The organism is Curtobacterium sp. MCBD17_013 (assembly GCF_003234565.1).
Lineage (GTDB): Bacteria > Actinomycetota > Actinomycetes > Actinomycetales > Microbacteriaceae > Curtobacterium.
This window is the reverse complement of record NZ_QKTU01000002.1, coordinates 340,204-356,966: the sequence shown is the minus strand read 5'-3', so window position 1 is coordinate 356,966 and position 16,763 is coordinate 340,204. Positions and strand designations below refer to the sequence as shown.

18 protein-coding genes are annotated in these 16,763 nt (G+C 73.1%); 7 read left to right on the top strand and 11 right to left on the bottom strand.

The features are described 5' to 3' along the window. Positions 1-41: 41 nt before the first annotated feature. The 3 genes from DEI81_RS04230 to DEI81_RS04220 form a co-directional block, all read right to left on the bottom strand. Entirely contained in the window at positions 42-449 is a 408-nt protein-coding gene (locus DEI81_RS04230) for a VOC family protein (protein ID WP_111009248.1), read from the bottom strand. A 130-nt stretch (positions 450-579) separates the two neighbouring features. Next, on the bottom strand, positions 580-1,278 hold the full coding sequence (locus DEI81_RS04225; RefSeq protein WP_111009247.1) for a YafY family protein: 699 nt from the start codon (positions 1,276-1,278) through the stop codon (positions 580-582). A 49-nt stretch (positions 1,279-1,327) separates the two neighbouring features. Continuing rightward, entirely contained in the window at positions 1,328-2,407 is a 1,080-nt protein-coding gene (locus DEI81_RS04220) for an NADH:flavin oxidoreductase/NADH oxidase (protein ID WP_258368484.1), read from the bottom strand. A 163-nt stretch (positions 2,408-2,570) separates the two neighbouring features. On the opposite strand from DEI81_RS04220, the gene DEI81_RS04215 reads away from it, so the two are divergent. After that, positions 2,571-3,401 (top strand): ADP/ATP-dependent (S)-NAD(P)H-hydrate dehydratase, encoded by an 831-nt coding sequence (locus DEI81_RS04215; protein WP_181435323.1) that lies wholly within the window; start codon positions 2,571-2,573, stop codon positions 3,399-3,401. Between the two features lie 13 nt (positions 3,402-3,414). On the opposite strand, the gene DEI81_RS04210 is transcribed toward DEI81_RS04215, so the two are convergent. The 3 genes from DEI81_RS04210 to DEI81_RS04200 all read right to left on the bottom strand — a co-directional run bounded on the left by DEI81_RS04210 (position 3,415) and on the right by DEI81_RS04200 (position 5,064). Beyond that, a complete protein-coding gene (locus DEI81_RS04210; protein ID WP_111009244.1) occupies positions 3,415-4,050 on the bottom strand; it encodes a TetR/AcrR family transcriptional regulator in 636 nt (211 codons plus the stop codon). 86 nt (positions 4,051-4,136) lie between these two features. Then, the gene (locus tag DEI81_RS04205) at positions 4,137-4,325 is read right to left on the bottom strand and encodes a hypothetical protein (protein WP_111009243.1); all 189 of its coding nucleotides are present in this window, start codon (positions 4,323-4,325) and stop codon (positions 4,137-4,139) included. Positions 4,326-4,374: 49 nt separating this feature from the next. Then, complete coding sequence (locus DEI81_RS04200; protein ID WP_111009242.1) at positions 4,375-5,064, bottom strand: YceI family protein; 690 nt, start codon at positions 5,062-5,064, stop codon at positions 4,375-4,377. A gap of 125 nt (positions 5,065-5,189) precedes the next feature. On the opposite strand from DEI81_RS04200, the gene DEI81_RS04195 reads away from it, so the two are divergent. The 4 genes from DEI81_RS04195 to DEI81_RS04180 all read left to right on the top strand — a co-directional run bounded on the left by DEI81_RS04195 (position 5,190) and on the right by DEI81_RS04180 (position 8,782). Then, positions 5,190-6,482, top strand: a complete 1,293-nt coding sequence (locus tag DEI81_RS04195) for a glycosyltransferase 87 family protein (protein WP_146244010.1) — start codon at positions 5,190-5,192, stop codon at positions 6,480-6,482. Continuing rightward, on the top strand, positions 6,479-6,790 hold the full coding sequence (locus tag DEI81_RS04190) for a thiamine-binding protein (RefSeq protein ID WP_111009240.1): 312 nt from the start codon (positions 6,479-6,481) through the stop codon (positions 6,788-6,790). Before DEI81_RS04195 ends, DEI81_RS04190 begins: the two co-directional genes overlap by 4 nt. A gap of 260 nt (positions 6,791-7,050) precedes the next feature. Next, entirely contained in the window at positions 7,051-7,254 is a 204-nt protein-coding gene (locus tag DEI81_RS04185) for a hypothetical protein (RefSeq protein ID WP_111009239.1), read from the top strand. A gap of 259 nt (positions 7,255-7,513) precedes the next feature. After that, a complete protein-coding gene (locus DEI81_RS04180) occupies positions 7,514-8,782 on the top strand; it encodes an MFS transporter (RefSeq protein ID WP_111009238.1) in 1,269 nt (422 codons plus the stop codon). A gap of 47 nt (positions 8,783-8,829) precedes the next feature. Here DEI81_RS04180 and DEI81_RS04175 read toward each other — a convergent pair whose 3' ends face one another. The 4 genes from DEI81_RS04175 to DEI81_RS04160 form a co-directional block, all read right to left on the bottom strand. Continuing rightward, the gene (locus DEI81_RS04175) at positions 8,830-9,501 is read right to left on the bottom strand and encodes a response regulator transcription factor (protein ID WP_111009237.1); all 672 of its coding nucleotides are present in this window, start codon (positions 9,499-9,501) and stop codon (positions 8,830-8,832) included. A 108-nt stretch (positions 9,502-9,609) separates the two neighbouring features. After that, positions 9,610-10,926: a hypothetical protein gene (locus DEI81_RS04170; RefSeq protein WP_111009236.1), complete on the bottom strand. Its 1,317-nt coding sequence runs from the start codon at positions 10,924-10,926 to the stop codon at positions 9,610-9,612. Beyond that, positions 10,923-12,083, bottom strand: coding sequence for a sensor histidine kinase (locus DEI81_RS04165; RefSeq protein WP_111009235.1), 1,161 nt, complete (start codon positions 12,081-12,083; stop codon positions 10,923-10,925). Before DEI81_RS04165 ends, DEI81_RS04170 begins: the two co-directional genes overlap by 4 nt. 149 nt (positions 12,084-12,232) lie before the next feature. Then, a complete protein-coding gene (locus DEI81_RS04160) occupies positions 12,233-13,453 on the bottom strand; it encodes a homoserine O-acetyltransferase (protein WP_111009234.1) in 1,221 nt (406 codons plus the stop codon). Between the two features lie 231 nt (positions 13,454-13,684). Here DEI81_RS04160 and DEI81_RS04155 point away from each other — a divergent pair, with 231 nt between their 5' ends. After that, complete coding sequence (locus DEI81_RS04155; protein WP_111009233.1) at positions 13,685-14,692, top strand: SDR family oxidoreductase; 1,008 nt, start codon at positions 13,685-13,687, stop codon at positions 14,690-14,692. Next, on the top strand, positions 14,689-15,105 hold the full coding sequence (locus tag DEI81_RS04150) for a hypothetical protein (protein ID WP_111009232.1): 417 nt from the start codon (positions 14,689-14,691) through the stop codon (positions 15,103-15,105). The genes DEI81_RS04155 and DEI81_RS04150 overlap by 4 nt, the downstream gene beginning before the upstream one ends. A gap of 189 nt (positions 15,106-15,294) precedes the next feature. On the opposite strand, the gene DEI81_RS04145 is transcribed toward DEI81_RS04150, so the two are convergent. Further along, complete coding sequence (locus DEI81_RS04145) at positions 15,295-16,629, bottom strand: bifunctional o-acetylhomoserine/o-acetylserine sulfhydrylase (RefSeq protein WP_111009231.1); 1,335 nt, start codon at positions 16,627-16,629, stop codon at positions 15,295-15,297. Positions 16,630-16,763: the final 134 nt, after the last annotated feature.

The following is a 16,763-nucleotide window of genomic DNA, read 5'->3' as shown; positions in this document are numbered from 1 at the left end:
ACGGCGGCGCGCGCGGTCGGCTCGTGCCGGCACGCGGGAACTCAGCGCGGGACGCCCTCGAACTTCGTGATCGCGGCGGGGGTGACCGGCGTGAAGCAGTTCACGAGCGTGCCGTCGGGATCCCGGAGGAGCAGCGACCGGTTGCCCCACGGCATCGTCGTCGGCGGTGCGACCACCTCGACCGTGCCGTCGTCGAGTTCGGCCGCGAGCGCGTCGACGTCGTCGACGAGGAACTCGACGATCGGCGTCCGGCCCGTGCTCCGGTCCGACCGGCCGCCGAGCACGGCGACCATCGTGCGGGTGCTGCCGATCGCGAGGGTCCCGCCGGCGGTCCGGAGTTCGGCGAAGTCCGGTGCGGGGCGGACGGCGGTGACACCGGTCACGCGCTCGTGGAAGGCGACGAGGCGGTCGACGTCGTCGGTGATGAGGCGGACGGAGACGAGGTTCACAGTGGGGCTCCCGGTTCGGTGGCGCCGCTGGTGCGGCACGGTGACGGCCGCGGAGTGCGGCGACGACCAGGATCGCGGGCGCGAGCGACAGCCCTGTGTCGGTGTTTCCGGTGCCGATGGCCGATCCGCGTCAGACGAGTGTCAGCGTCCGGAGGTCCCCGTCCGGCACCGCGATCTCCTCGGGGCGCACGGTCCGGCGCGGCGCGGTCTCGGCCGTCACCGTGAGGCCGTCGATCCGGTCGACGCGGAACGCGCGGAGGTCGTCACGGAGGCGGCACCACCCGAGGAGGTACCACCCGCCGGCGGCGCCGATCCATCCCACGGGCTCGACGTCCCGGAGTGTCGTGCGCCCCGCACGGTCCGTGTAGCGGAGCCGGAGGACGCGCCGCGCCGAGACCGCGTGCCCGAGCGCGGGCGGGGCGGCGGCGTCGAGCGGGACCGCGCCGAGGAAGTGCACGCGGTCGGCCAGGTCCCGCGCGGCGTCCGCGTCGTCGGACCGCATGGCCGCGAGGACCTTGCGCAGTGCCACGGCTCCTGCGTCGCGGAACGGGCTGCCGGCGAGGGCCTGCAGGGCGACCGCGACCGCGACCGCCTCGTCCGGACCGAAGTTGACCGGCGGGAGCGTCCGCGCGCGGTCGATGCAGTACCCACCCGTCCGACCAGGCTCGGCCCACACCGCGGCACCCGACTGTTGCAGCGCGCTGACATCGCGTTCGATCGTGCGTCGGCTGACGGAGAACCGGTCGGCGAGCCACGCGGCGCTCCGCGGGCGCGGTGCGACGGCACGGAGTTCCTCGACGATCGCGTACAGGCGGTCGGTCCGGTTCACGGGCTCACGATAGTCCCGAGCGGGCCCGGAGCGGGCCCGCTCGGCCGGACTAGACGATCGGCGCGCGGTGGTACTGCCGGGGCGCGTACGGCAGCTCGACGCGGAGCGCCGCCGCGGCCCGGAGGGCGAAGTTCGGGTCGCGCAGGAGTGCCCGACCGATCATGACGACGTCCGCCTGCCCGGTGACGAGGACCTGCTCGGCCTGGTGCGGCTCGTCGATCATCCCGACCGCTGCCGTGGGCACACCGGTCGCCGCTCGGATGGCCGCCGCGAACGGCACCTGGTAGCCGGGACCGACGGGGATGGTGGCCTGCGGGACGTTGCCACCCGTCGAGACGTCCACCATGTCGGCTCCGTGCTCGGCGACCCAGCGTGTCACCTGCTCGGTGTCCTCGAGCGTCCATCCGCCGTCGACCCAGTCGGTGGCCGAGAACCGCACGACGATCGGCACGTCGGCGCCGACCTCGGCCCGGACGGCGTCGACCACCTCGACGAGCGCGCGTGCCCGGTTCTCGAGGGAGCCTCCGTAAGCATCGGTCCGGGTGTTGCTCAGCGGCGAGAGGAACTGGTGGAGCAGGTACCCGTGCGCGGCGTGCACCTCGAGCAGGTCGAAGCCCGCGTCGACGGCACGGCGAGCGGCGGCGGCGAAGGCCCGGACGACCTCGTGGATGCCGTCGGTGCCGAGCGCGGCCGGCTCGGCGTAGCCGTCGAACGCGATCGCACTCGGCGCGACGGTCGTCCATCCGCCCTCGTCGGCGGGGACGCTGCCGTGCTGTTCGGCCCAGGTGCGGTGGGTCGACGCCTTCCGGCCGGCGTGCGCGAGCTGGATGCCGGCGGCCGCACCCTGGCTGTGGATGAAGTCGACGATCGGACGGAAGGCGTCGCGCTGCTCGTCGTTCCAGATCCCGAGGTCGTGCGGGGTGATGCGTCCCTCCGGCACGACGGCCGTGGCCTCGGCGAGCACGGCACCCGCGCCCCCACGCGCGAACGACCCGAGGTGCACCAGGTGCCACGGCGTCGGGACGCCGTCCTGTCGTTCCACCGAGTACTGGCACATCGGGGAGACCCAGATGCGGTTGCGGACCTCGAGTCCGCGGAGGGTGATGGGTTCGAACAGGGCGTGCGTCACGCGGTGGTCTCCTCGTGTCGGGGGTGCCCGCCGCGCCGGACGGTGCGGCGAGGGTGTGGAGGAGTGCCCGCGGGACGGGGACGGCGTCGTGCCGCCGTCGGCCCGGCGTCCTCCGTGGCCCCGAGCGGAACGGACTCCTCCGCTCAACCGTAACGTGGGGGACGTGAACGCATTCCGCCCCTTCCGCATCGAGGACGCCGCCGACTGGATCACCCCGCCCGAGCCGGACACCGACAAGTACGGTCGCGGCGTGCTCGGCATCGCGACGGGGTCGAGTGCGTACCCGGGCGCTGCCGTGATCGGTGTCGACGCGGCCGTCCACACGGGCGTCGGCATGGTGCGGTACGTCGGCCCGGAGCGGGCGACGGACTTCGTGCTCGCGCGACGCCCCGAGGTCGTGTCCGGTGTGGGACGCGTCCAGGCGTGGCTCGTCGGCTCCGGGACGAACGCCGACGCCCTCGACGCCGAGACCCGTGAGGGGCTCGCGCACGCGTCGGACGACGGCGTGCCGGTCGTCGTGGACGCCGGGGCGCTCGGCGCGGTCGACCTCGGACCGGCCGCCGTCCTGACGCCCCACGCGGGCGAGCTGGCGAAGCTCCTCGGCGTCGACCGGGCCGCGGTGCAGGCAGATCCGCGTGGATCCGCGCGTCGCGCCGCCGACCGGACCGGCTCGACCGTCCTGCTCAAGGGCCGGATCACGCACGTCGCCACACCCGACGGCGGGCCGTCGTTCACCGCGGACAGCGCCACCCCGTGGCTCGCGGCGGCGGGCGCCGGGGACGCGCTCGGCGGCGTGCTCGGCGCGCTCGTGGCGACGCGGGCCGCGCGGGGCCCACTGACACCGACGGACCTGGCGCATCTGGCTGCGGCGGCGGCCGTGCTGCACGGCACCGCCGCCGTCCGTGCCTCGGACGGTGGCCCGTTCACGATGACGTCACTCGCGGAACACGTCTCGCGTGTCGTCGCGGACCTCGCGACCGGACGGACCGTCTGAGAGTGGCGGAGCGCTACAGCGGCAGGTCGATCTCCCACACGGGCGGGATGTAGGCACGGGACCACCCCTCGCGCATGCGCGTGATCGCGCGGTCGAACGCCTCGACCAGGTCCATGCCCGGGCGCACCATCGACTGCAGCTGCAGGCCCTCGTAGAGCGCGATGAGCTGCTCGGAGCCGTACGCCGGCACCATGGTGTCCGGCTCCCGTCCGGCCTCGATGTCGCGGGACAGCTGCCGCTGCACCATGAGCTGGAACGTCAGCCACCGGTCCTGGAGGCGCGGCGCGAGCGGGTGCCCGGGCGTCGCGGCGATGTTGAGCATCGCCGTGAGCAGACGCATGAGCGCCGGGTCCTCGACGTTCGCCTCGACGATGCCGCGGAGGAACCGCACGGCGCCGTAGCGCTCGGCGAGCGGGAGGATCGGTGCCATCCGCTGTGCGTTCCAGTGCTCGATGGTGGCGAGCACGAGGGTGTCCCAGGGCCCGATCGTCTCCTCGAGCTCCGCGACCGTCGTCCCCGCGCGCTCCGCGAGCAGCTCGGGCGACGCCTCGTGGAACGCGACATCGCGGAACATCGCGATCGCCGCCTCCAGGATCGGGGTGCGGCGGTCGTCGACGGTCGGAGCCCCGTCCAGCGCGGTGTCGGTCACTCGACCATCCGACCGCAGATCGGGTCTCCGGCGCGACCGCCAGTCCTGGGGACACGGCAGCGGGGTCGGAGGCTGCCCGCGCGGGGCTACCGCGCGTCGAGTTGCCGCTTGACCTGGCTCAGCTCGGGAGGGGTGAGGTTGGTGCCGTCCGCGCGCTTCGCCTCGTGCACGACCCGCCTCGTCGGTCCACCGCGGTCGTCCACCTCGTCCTCGCCGCGCCAGTCCACGGGGCCGAGGCCCGGGATGTCGATCGTTCCGCTGCTCGGGGTGCCCATGCCGAGGACCGTACGCGGGGGCACGTGCGCGGACGTGCGGCAGGGAGGGTCAGGAGGCCGGGGTCGCGTGCACCTCGAACTCGACCGACCCGGTGTCCTCGACCCTGACGAACCCGAGACTCGGGGCGGTCACGCCGTAGTCGGCGAACCGGATCGGGATCGTGCCGGACACGTCCGCACCGTCGCCGTCGAGTCCCGACTGGATGGTCGCCGTGACCGTCCGCGTCACGCCGTGCAGGGTGAGTTCCCCGGTGACCCGGCTGGTCGTCGTCCTGCTCGACGAGGACGGCACCGCACCGGGGGTCGACGCCGTCGTGGTGAACGTGGCGGTCGGGAAGGCATCGGCGTCCATCGCCGAGTCCCGGAAGTACGCGTCGCGCTGGCTGGAGTCCGTGTGGATGCTCGCCACGTCGACCCGGATCGTCGCGGCCGTGATCGCGCTGCCCGCCACCGTGGCGGTGCCGGACACCTGCCCCGTCCGACCCGTGACCGTGACCGGCTGCCCGTTGAGGACCTCGTGCACGCGGTACCCCGCGGTCGAGCCACTCGCCACGCGCCAGGTGCCGTCCATCTCCGCGGTGTGGAGCGTCGACGGTGCCCGGCTCGCGGCGACGCTCGGGGTCGCCTCGGCCTGGGCATCCACGTGGTTCCGGTACACCACGGGGCCGACGACCGCGGCGATCACCGCGAACACCACCACGACGACGCCGATGCCGATCCAGATCGTCCGCTTGCGCATGGCCGAACCGTGGCACGGCGCGCTGCGTCACCCCTGGGAGGTCCCTGGAGACCCCGCCACGGACCGCAGGAACGCCGCCCGTCGCCGCGGGCACCCGCACCGGCCACCGCTACGCTCGTCCGGTGGTGACCGCCCCGCCTGACGCCGTCGCGTCGCACGCGCGTCGCGCCCTCGTCGCCCGCTCGGCGGACTTCGCGCTCGTGGTCGCGTTCCTCGGCGTGCACGCACTGCTCTGGTACCTCGACCGCGTGCTCCCGAACCTGCCGCTCGGCGACGTCACGTACACCTACCGGAACTGGGTCGCCGAGGGCGCCGCATCCGGCACCTGGGTCGGCATCGACCGCGACTGGGTCTACCCGGTGGTCGCCCTCGTGCCGATGGTGCTCGCCGCGGCGGGGGGTGTCGCGACCATCGGCACCGGCTGGCTCGTGCTCATGACCGTGCTCGACCTCGGGGTGTTCGTGCTGCTCTGGCGGCACCGCGTCCTCGGGGTGCGCGTCGCGTGGTGGTGGACGGTGTTCCTCGTGGCGCTCGGACCGATCGCCCTCGGTCGGATCGACACCGTGGCGACGTGTCTCGCCCTCGCCGGCGTGGTCGTCCTCGCCGCGCGTCCGGCCGTCGCGTCGTCCCTGTTCACCCTCGCCGCCTGGATCAAGGTCTGGCCGGCCGTGCTCGTCGGGACGCTCGTGCTCCTGCGGCGCGGTCGTCGACCGGTGCTCATGGCGGCCGGGGCGACGACCCTCGTCGTGGTGCTGGTCGACCTCGTGCTCGGCGGGGGCGCCCACCTGCTGTCGTTCGTCGGGCAGCAGACCGGGCGGGGCCTCCAGATCGAGGCGCCGCTGGCGACCGCGTTCCTGTGGCGCGCGCACGCCGGGGTGCCCGGCACCGTCGTGTACTACGACCAGACGATCCTGACGTTCCAGGTGCGCGGATCCGGGACGGCCGCCGCCGCCGCCCTCTCGACACCGTTCATGGCACTCGTCGTCGTGGCCGTGGTGCTCCTCGCCCTGTGGGCCGTGACCGGCGGTGCACGACGAGCCGAGGTCGCTCCGGTCCTCGCGACCGCGCTCGTCGGCGCGCTGCTCGTCACGAACAAGGTCGGGTCCCCGCAGTACATCGGGTGGTTCGCGGTGCCGGTGGTGTGGGGCCTCCTGGCGGGTCGGGCGAGCGCCCTGCGCTTCCTGGCGTCGGCGGGGCTCGCCCTCGTCACCGCGTTCACCACGCAGCTGGTGTACCCCGCCCCGTACGACCGGCTGCTGGCGCTCGACCCGGTGACCCTGGCGGTCCTGTCCGTGCGGAACGCGCTCGAACTGGCGATCCTCGTGTGGGCGGTCGTCGCGCTCGTCCGCATGCGACGTCCCGTCACCGCCGGCGACCGGGAGGACGGTCGACGGGTCGGTGGCACGATGGACGCATGATCGTCGCGTTCTCCGTCGCCCCGTCCGGGGGTCCCGCCGCCGCCGAGGACGGCTCGGTGCACGACGCCGTCGCCGCGGCTGTCCGCGTCGTGCGGGCGTCCGGGCTCCCGAACCGCACCTCGTCGATGTTCACCGAGCTCGAGGGCGAGTGGGACGAGGTCATGGCCGTGGTCAAGGCCGCGACCGAGGCCGTCGCACCCTTCGGCACGCGCGTGTCCCTCGTGCTCAAGGCCGACATCCGGCCGGGGCACACGGGCGAGATCGACGGCAAGCTCGCCCGCCTCGAGCGCGCTCTGGGCCGCGACTGAGCACTGCTGGCGCCGCGGCTGAGCGCTGACCGGGCCGCGACTTCGGCCGGCTCCGGTGCTCGCCGCGAGCGGCGCATGCGCAGACCTGGGAGCGCTGCGTGCGATCGGCCGACACGCCGCGGTGGTTCTGGCGATGTCGGTGGTCGGGTGTGTCCTTGGATCATCGGGGCGGACGTGATCCCCACACCAGGGACCTGCCCGACCCGGTCGACAGGACGAAGCGCGACGGGCCACGACGTGGTCACGGACAGGAGGCTCGGATGATCTTCGAGGGATGGTGCCCCGACTGCGATCTGCAGACCGTGCTGGTGGACACCGGCGACGGGCCGGAGCACGGCGAGCAGGCGTGGGCGACCTGCACCGAGTGCGGTGTCGGCTGGACCTGGCGTGACGCGCTTCCCGAGCCGAGGACGTCCGCCCGTGACCGCAGCGACGACAACGAGGTCGCGGCTCGCGCGGCCTGAGCGCATGCACGGCCCGAACCGAGGCGTGGGCCGGACGTCAAGCAGGTCGAACCGATTCGACCGGACACGCCGAGCTGTGCTTCCGAGGCCACTGATGCCGACCTAGCATGGACGGAGCCCGTTGCGAACGGGCATGCTCGCCGCCGAGCGCCCCGGCTCCGCCGGTCGTGACGGCCCCGTCGGCGCGGCGAGGGAGCAGCGGGGCCCTGACACCAGCTCCGCGGTGCGATCCCGTCCGACCCCCGCCGGAAGACACGCCATGACCACGCTCACGCCCGCGCGCAAGACCGCGGCGCTCCTCGCGCTCGCCCTCGGTGGGTTCGCCATCGGCACGACCGAGTTCGTCGCCATGGGCCTCCTGCCGAACCTCGCGTCCTCCCTGCTGCACCACCAGTACGTGGTCGACCCCGAGGCCGGTATCGCCCACGCGGGCTGGCTGGTCAGCGCCTACGCGCTCGGCGTCGTCGTCGGCGCTCCGACGATCGCGGCGGCGGCGGCGCGGTTCCCCCGCAAGCAGCTCCTGCTCGGCCTGCTCGTGGGCTTCACGCTCGCCACGGTCGCCAGCGCGGTGCTCCCGTCGTTCGGCCTCGTCCTCGCGGCGCGGTTCGTGGCCGGCCTGCCGCACGGGGCGTACTTCGGCATCGCCTCGCTCGTGGCCGCGGAGATCATGGGCCCGGGCAGCCGCGGCAAGGGCGTGTCGATGGTGCTCGGCGGACTCACCATCGCGAACGTCGTCGGCGTCCCGCTCGTCACGTTCATCGGTCAGCACGCCGGATGGCGCGCCGCGTACCTCATCGTCGCGGCGCTGTTCGCGCTCACCTTCGTCGCGGTCGCCACGCTCGTACCGTTCCACCCGGCCGAGCCGGGCGCGTCGTTCCGGCGGGAGCTCCGCGCGTTCCGGGTCCCGCAGGTGTGGATCATGATGGCGTGCGGTGCCATCGGCTTCGGCGGCTTCTTCGCCGTGTACTCGTACATCTCACCGCTGGTGCAGCACGTCACGCACCTGCCCGTGTCGTTCGTTCCGTTCGTGCTCGTCACCGTCGGCGTCGGCATGACGGTCGGCAACATCGCGGGTGGTCACTTCGCCGACGTCGACCTGCGCCGGGCCACGTACGTCGGGTTCGCCGCGCTCATCGCCGCGCTCCTGCTCGTGACGCTCACCGCCGCGACCGTCGTCGGGCTGTTCGTCGGGATGTTCGCCCTCGGTGCCACCTCGTCCATGATCTCGCCGAGTGTCCAGTCGCGGCTCATGGACGTCGCGGGGGAGTCGAAGGGCATCGCCGCGGCGCTCAACCACTCGGCGTTCAACATCGGGAACAGCCTCGGCGCGCTCCTCGGGGGCAGCGCGATCGCCGCCGGCTGGGGCTACGCCGCCCCGGGCTGGATCGGCATCGTCCTGGCACTGCTCGGCCTCGGCATCATCACCATCAGCTTCTCGATGGAGCGGCGGACGAACCGTCGCACGGCCCTGGCGCGGGACCAGCACCCGCGCACCGGCCCGATCACGTCGCCGGTGCCGACCGTCTGACGTGCGAAACGGCCGAGACCCCTCGGGGTCTCGGCCGTCGCGGATCCTCAGAGCCCGTGCGGAGCGTCCGTCTGGATGATGATGCCGTCGGTGATCGCACGCTTCCGCAGGGCGACCTTCGTGCCGACGTCGAAGCCCGCGACCCGGTACTTCTCGCGGATGCGCTTGAGGTAGCTCTTCGCGGTCTCCTCCGAGATCCCCAGCTGGTAGGCGACGCTCTTGACCGGCTCGCCACCGCCGTACAGCGCCATGACGCGGCGCTCCTGGGCACTCAGCTTCGGCACGCCGCCGACGTCCCCCGCGTTGAGCGCCAGGTCGAGCTCAGCGGAGATGTACGGCTCGCCGCGGTGGGCGGAGCGGATCGCCTCGACGATCATCTCGGCGCCCTCGCTCTTGACGAGGTAGCCCATCGCACCGGAGCCGAGGGCCTCGCGCACGACGTTCGGCTCCGAGTAGGTGCTCATGACGACGGTCGTGACGCCCGCGGTCTTCAGCGTGGAGATCTTGAGGGAGATCGGGATGGAGTCCTTGAGGTCGAGGTCGAGGAGCACGACGTCGACGGGGAACGCCGGATTGGTCAGGAGTTCGGGCCACGTGGTGACCGCCGCGACGAGCGTGATGTCGTCGGCGGCTCCACGGATCCACTCCGTGAGCGCTCCGAGCAGCATGCGGTGGTCGTCGACGAGTGCGAGTCGGATGGGGTCCTCGGGAGCTGCCACGAGCGGCGTCCTTTCTTGGCGGTACCGGGATCCTAGGTGGATCGATCGGCGGTGGAGGAACAGGCGGTCAGTGTGTCGCGGCTGGTGCCCGGGATCCGGTGACGGCGGTCACATCGACGGGTGTCGGTTGACCACGCAGTGCACGACGACGTGCAGGACGCCGTCGCGGACGGTGTCCGTGTACGGCCCCACGCGTTGGAGCGCGCTCCACGCCGCCGGGCCGAGCCGACGTCGTGGGACGCCGCGTGACTCGATGACGACGGGCACGTCCATCGTCTCGTCCGACACGGGATGACCGGCGGCGCCCATCGGACCGAGGGTCACCGACACGGTCGCGCTGCCGGTCGTCGCGGCGCGTCCGTCGCCGACCATGAGCCAGATCGCCTGCAGGAGACCGTCGCGCTGCGCGGGGGTCAGGTGGCCGGCGAGCGAGCCCGGATCGGTCACGCTCACGGCGCGCCCGAGGTGGTCGGATTCCGTGATCGCGTGGTACAGCCAGGTCTCCCGGCGCCCCTCGATGAGGTGCAGCCGGAGCTCGGTGGCGAGCTGCGCGGCCACGGACGCACTGGCGGGGGAGAGCGGCAGGGGATCGGTGCCGTTCGCGACGCTGTCCAGGAGCTTCTCGGCGGCGAGGTCGAGGCGCGCGAGTTCCTCGGACGCGAGCATCCCGACGGCGAACTGCGGCGCCGTCACGGTGCTCTGGACGAGCACGCGGTCGAGTTCGCGCTGCACGAGCTGTCGGAACCGATGCACGATGAAGAGCGCGACCGACGGCGGGACGAGGACGAGCGCGAGCATCGAGACCTGCCCGGGCAGGGTCGTCCGGTCGATCGGCGTCGAGACCAACGTCATGACGACGAACGCCACACCGAGCGCGACGATCGCCACGACGACCTCGCGGGCGGGACGCAGCGTGGTCATCGGCAGGAGCGCGAATCCGGCGGCGATCGACGCGGTCGCGGTGTGGGCGATGTCGTGCTCGGGCCAGACCGCGATGAAGTCGAGGGCGACGACGCAGGCGAGCACGAGGCAGATGAGCGTGAACGCGAGCCCGGTGAGGCGCTCGCCGTACGTCAGCACCGTCGCGGTCACCCCGATCGCGGCGACGATGTAGAGCAGCCACGCGGCCGCGGCGGCGTACGGGTCGCTGTAGTCGGGCCAGTGCACGAGGAACAGCACGATGCCCGACACGGCCTGCAGGGCGGTGAGCACGGCCGCACCGAGGCCGAGGTGACCGGTGCCGAGCGACGCCCCGGGCTGCGCCGCCTGCTGCAACGAGCGCGCCCCGGTCGAGGTCGACGGCAGACCACGCGCCTGGCGCCGGTCGTTGCCCTTCGCACGCTCGCGGGCCTCGCGCCGTGTGCGTGGGGGTTCCTCCCGGCTGCCGATGGTCTCGCGGCCGATGGTGTCCTCGGGGAAGGTCATCGCGGGGCCTCCAGGACGACCGTCGTGCCCGAGCCGGGCGCCGAGAACAGGCGGGCGTCGCCGCCGACCTCTCGGAGGCGGTTCACGACGCTCTCCTTGAACCCGAGGCGCTCCTCGTTGATGGAGTCGATCTCGAACCCGACGCCGGAGTCGGTCACCATGGCGCGGACCATGCTCGTGTCGTGGACGATCGTGACGTGCGCCTCGGCGACACCCGCGTGGCGGCGCACGTTCTCCAGGCACTCGGCGAGCGCGAGCAGGAATGCGTCGAGCACGTGTGTGGGCAGGAGGACCTGACCGGTGCCGTGCCAGCTCACCTCGAGTCCCATGCGGCCGAACCGCTGCTTGACGGACTCGAGGGTCTGCCCGAGGGGTGACTCCTCGGTCTGGGTCAGCGTGTAGCCGTTCGACTCCTGGGGCTGCGGGGTCGCGCCGAGGCGGAGGTGGCGGAGCAGTCGGGCGTCCTCCGCTGCCTGCTCGCGCATGGCCTGCTCCGAGACGCCGACCCCGGAGTGGGCGAGGAGCGTCAGGGTCGCGAGGACGGTGTCGTGCAGGAGGCGGGCCCCCTGGCGACGCTGTGCCTCGGTCTCGCTCGCCTGCCGCTCGGCGCGGTGTGCGTTGCCGATGCTGAAGATCCTGCGAGCGACCCGCGGGATGCTCAGCGACACCCAGTAGGCGATGACGCAGGTGAGCACCCAGCCGAGCAGCACGCCGCCGACGGGGCTCGCGAACGGCGAGCGACACGTCCAGACGACGATGCCGACCGCGGCGACGCCGGACAGGAGCACGAGCACGAGCAGCGCCGGACGGCCGCGTTGCGACATGACGAGCGACGACAGGCCACCCGCGGCGAGGGGGACCAGGCCCGCGGCGACGACGTCGCGGTCGCCGGCGTCGCCGACCGACTGGGTGAGCGCGACGAGGGCACCGACGCCGCCCACGACCGCCAGGACGGTCCAGTACCAGGCGCCGTTCGCACCGACACCCCAGAGCGCGCCGACGAGCACCGCGACGCCGAGGAGCCCGACGACGAGCGGCGCGGTCGGGATGCTGCCCGCGCACAGGACCGCCACGACGCTGACGAGTGCGCAGACGATGCCGACAACGCGCGTCGTCGTCCGGAGCAACCGGTCACGTTCTTGCGCGATGAGGTCCATCGATGTCCTGCAGGGGGAAACGGATCCGCGAGGTGGTTCCTTCGCGTTCGACCATGCTCGCACAGACGGCACCCGTTCGAGGGGATCCGGCACGGTCCGGGTCCCCGGTCTGGTGCTGAATCGTTATCACCAGCGAACGATCGCCGCGGTCACGCGTCGTGCAGCAGCCGCCGGAGGTGTCGCCCCACGGCCTCGTGCTCGATGAGGAAGCCGTCGTGTCCGTACGCGCTCGCGATGACCGTCGCGCGGTCGCCGTCGAGGGTGTCCGGGATGCCCGCGGCGATGCGGTCCTGGTCCTCGAGGGGGAACAAGCGGTCGCTCGTGATCCCGACGACGAGGGTGCGGGCACGGACCCGCCCGAGTGCCGGGACGACGCCGCCTCGGCCGGTCCCGACGTCGTGGGAGTCCATCGCGTGCAGGAGCGTCAGGTACGAGTCGGCGTCGAACCGGCGGGTGAACTTGTTCCCGTGGAAGTCGAGGTAGCTCTCGACCGAGAACCGTCCGTCGTCGCCGAGCGGCGACACATCGCTCTGCCAGCTCCGGGCGAACCGCCCGTTGAGCTCGTCGCGAGCGCGGTAGGTCAGGAGCGCCATCCGGCGGGCGAGCGCGAGGCCGCGGTGCGGGCCGTCGCCGGGTTCGGCGTCGAAGTAGTCGCCGCCGGCATACCCGGGGTCCATCTGGATCGCGGCGCGCTGCAGGGAGTTCCCCGCGATCTGGTCCGCCGTGGTCTGCGCCGGTGCCGACAGCACCGCCAGCCGCTCGACCCGCTCCGGGTACGTCACGGCGAACTCGAGGGCGTGCATGCCGCCCATCGAACCGCCGACGACCGCCGCGAACCGGTCGATGCCCAGATGGTCCGCCAGGCGCGCCTGGACGCCCACCTGGTCGCGGACGGTGAGGAACGGGAACCGCGACCCCCACTCGACGCCGTCGGGGGCGAGTGCGGACGGCCCCGTCGTGCCCTGGCAGCCGCCGAGCATGTTCGGCGCGACGACGAACCACCGGTCGATGTCGATCGCCCGACCGGGGCCGACGACGTCCTCCCACCAGCCGGCCGTCCGGTGTCCGGGCCCCGCCGGGCCGGTGACGTGCGAGTCGCCGGTGAGCGCGTGGAACACGAGCACGGCGTTCGAGCGCTCGGCGTCGAGTTCGCCCCAGGTCTCGTAGGCGACGCGGGTCGACGGGAGCACCCCGCCGCGGACGGTCACGGCGCCGAGGTCCAGGAACCGGCGGGAGCCCGCCGGGTCGCCGGGTCGCCAGGCGCCCGTCACCGGTGGCTTGCCGACGATCCCGAGGCCGCCACCGAGCAGGGCGGGACCGGGGACCAGGGTCGAGGGGACCGAGTCCTCCGGGGTCGTCTGCCAGTCCATCGTCCGCCCATTCTCCCGGGGTCGCGGACGGCGTGGGTGCTTTGTTACGCGAGGGGCGTGGCGGGCGGGCTCCGGGCCTCCCGGCCGGACCCGGCCGGGATCCACGTCCGTCTGAGGGAGCGGGGCGATCGGACGTGCGCCGCCCCACGCTCGCTGAGCGCCGCCGACGGCCGTCCGGTAGACGTGGAGGGCCGCGCCGCTCGGGCGACGGCAGGACGCGAGGAGGACCGGATGGCTCGTGGGATCGCCGTGGTGACGGGAGGCTCGGCCGGACTCGGCCGGGCGACGGTGCGGGAACTCGCCGCACGGGGCTGGGACGTCGCCGTCCTCGCCCGCGGGCAGGAGGGCGTCGACGCGGCGGTCGCCGAGGTGCGGCGAGCCGGGAGGCGCGGCCTCGCGCTCGTCGCGGACGTCGCGGATCGCGAGGCCGTCGAGGCCGCCGCCGACCGCGTCGAGGCCGAGCTCGGGCCGATCGACCTGTGGGTCAACGGGGTCATGGTCGGCGTGTTCGGCTCGTTCATGGACACCGACCCGGACGACTTCGCGCGGGCGAACCAGGTGACGTACTTCGGGTTCGTCAACGGGACCCGTGCCGCACTGCGTCACATGCGGCCGCGGGACCGCGGACAGGTGATCCAGGTCGGCTCCGCGCTCGGGTTCCGCGGGATCCCACTGCAAGCGGCGTACTGCGGCGCGAAGCACGCGATCGTCGGGTTCACCGAGTCGGTCGTCAGCGAGCTGCGCAACGAGGGCAGCAACGTCACGGTCTCGCGGGTCGACATGCCCGCGCTCAACACGATCCAGTTCAACTGGGTGAAGTCGAAGTTGCCACACCACCCGCAGCCCGTGGCGCCGATCTACCAGCCCGAGGTCGGGGCCCGCGCCATCGCGACGGTCGCCGAGCGGCCACGCCCGCGGACGTGGGTCGGAGAGTCGACCGTCTACACGATCATCGGGAACCGGATCAGCGGCCGGTTCGCGGACTGGTACGCCGCCCGCACGCTCGTCGACGGCCAGCAGGCGCCACAGAAGGACGAGCCGATGCTGCCCGACAACCTCTACGAGCCGGTGCCGGGGGACCACGGTGCGCACGGGATCTTCGACGACACCGCCCACGCGTGGTCGCCGCAGACCTGGTTCGTCGAGCACCGCCGCCTCGGGTCCGCGATCCTCGCGGGCGCGATCGGCGTGGCCGGCGTCGTCGCCACCGCCACCCGTTCCGTGGGTCGCGGCCGATGAGTCTCGGTGCAGCACCCGGGCGCCGCACCGGTCGGGAGGCCCGGCACCCGTCCGCACGGCCCGGTTCCGCCGCCGCGGTGGAGGTGATGCGGGGCGGCCTGGGCGTCCTGCACCTCCTCGCGGCGCGAGGAGGTGCACCCAACCGGGCAACGGGTGCGCGTCGGGGCGGGGTCGCCGCGTTCCACCGGGTGCTCGGGCTGCGGCAACTCGTCGAGGCCGTGGTGCTGCGCCGGGTCGACACCCCCGACGCGCACACGGTCGCCGCCGTGGTCGATGCGACCCACGCGGTCTCGATGCTGCCGCTGCTGCTCGTCGGCGGTCGGTGGCGACGCCTCGGCGCGTCCCAGCTCGTGATCGCGGTGGGGCTCGGCGTCGCCGAGGCGCTCCTCGTCGGCCGGGGCCGCCGCCGCTAGCCCTCGTCGGCCGGGGCCGCCGCCGCTCGCCCTCGTCGGCCGGGGGCCGCCGCCGCTCGCCCTCCTCGGCCGGGCCGCCGCCGCTCGCCCTCCTCAGCCGAGATCGCAGAACACGCCGTTGTCACAGCGGTCGAAGCGGCGTGTTGCGCGATCTCGGCGGGAGGGCGTCGAGCCGGGCCCGGTCGGTCGTCAGGCGGTGAGGCCCGCCTCGGCGACCCGACGCGCGGCGGCGAGCCCGGCCTCCAGGTCGGCGATGAGGTCCGCGACGTTCTCGATGCCCACCGACAGGCGGACGAGACCCGGCGTCACGCCCGTGGTGAGCTGCTGCTCGGGCGTGAGCTGCGAGTGCGTCGTCGACGCCGGGTGGATCACGAGGGACCGCACGTCACCGATGTTCGCCAGGTGACTGAACAGCGACAGGTTGTCGACCAACGCCCGGCCGGCGTCGACGCCGCCCTTGAGCTCGAACGACAGCACCGCGCCGACGCCCTTCGGGGCGTACTTCGTGGCCGCGGCGTACCAGGGGCTCGTCGGCAGTCCGGCGTACGCGACCGTCGCCACGTCCGGGTGACGGTCGAGCCACTCCGCGATCTCCTGCGCGTTCTGCACGTGCCGCTCGATCCGCAGGCTCAGCGTCTCGATGCCCTGGAGCAGCGCGAACGCGGTGTCCGGCGAGTTCGAAGCACCGAGGTCGCGGAGGAGCTGCACCCGCGCCTTGACGACGTACGCGAGGCCGTCGCCGACCGCCTGCGTGAACACGGCGCCGTGGTATGACGGGTCGGGCTGGTTCAGCTCCGGGAACCGCTCGGCGTGCTGTGACCACGGGAACCGGCCGCCGTCCACGAGCACGCCGCCGATCACGGTGCCGTGGCCGCCGAGGAACTTCGTCGCCGAGTGCACCACGATGTCGGCGCCGTGCTCGAACGGACGGATGAGGTACGGCGTCGCGATGGTGTTGTCGACGATGAGGGGCACACCGGCGTCGTGGGCGACGCCGGACACCGTCGCGATGTCGAGCACGTTGATCTTCGGGTTGCCGATCGTCTCGGCGAAGAAGAGCTTCGTGTTCGGCCGCACGGCCCGGCGCCACTCGTCCGGGTCGTCCTGGTCCTCGACGAACGTCGTCTCGATGCCGAGCTTGGCGAGCGTGTACTTGAACAGGTTGTACGTGCCGCCGTAGATCGACGACGAGGACACGATGTGGTCGCCGGCGCCCGCGATGTTGAGCACGGCGTACGTCTCGGCCGCCTGCCCGGAGGACACGAGCAGGGCGCCCGTACCACCCTCGAGCGCCGCGATGCGCTGCTCGACGACGTCGTTCGTCGGGTTCATGATCCGCGAGTAGATGTTGCCCGGCGCGGCCAGGGCGAACAGGTCGCGGGCGTGGTCCGAGCTCTCGAAGACGTACGACGTCGTCTTGTAGATCGGCGTCGCGCGCGCCCCCGTCGTCGGGTCCGGTCGGGCACCCGCGTGCACCTGCGTCGTCTCGAAACGCCAGGTCGTCGGGTCGGTGGTCTCGGTCATGGTGTCCGTCCTCGCAGTCCGCACGCGCCGTGGTGACGTCGGGAGGGACGGCGCACCCTCGCGGTCCGGCCAGGCTAGGACCGCCCTCCACCCGCGGCAACGTCGGGCGTCAGCGCGCGTAACACGGCGGCGTC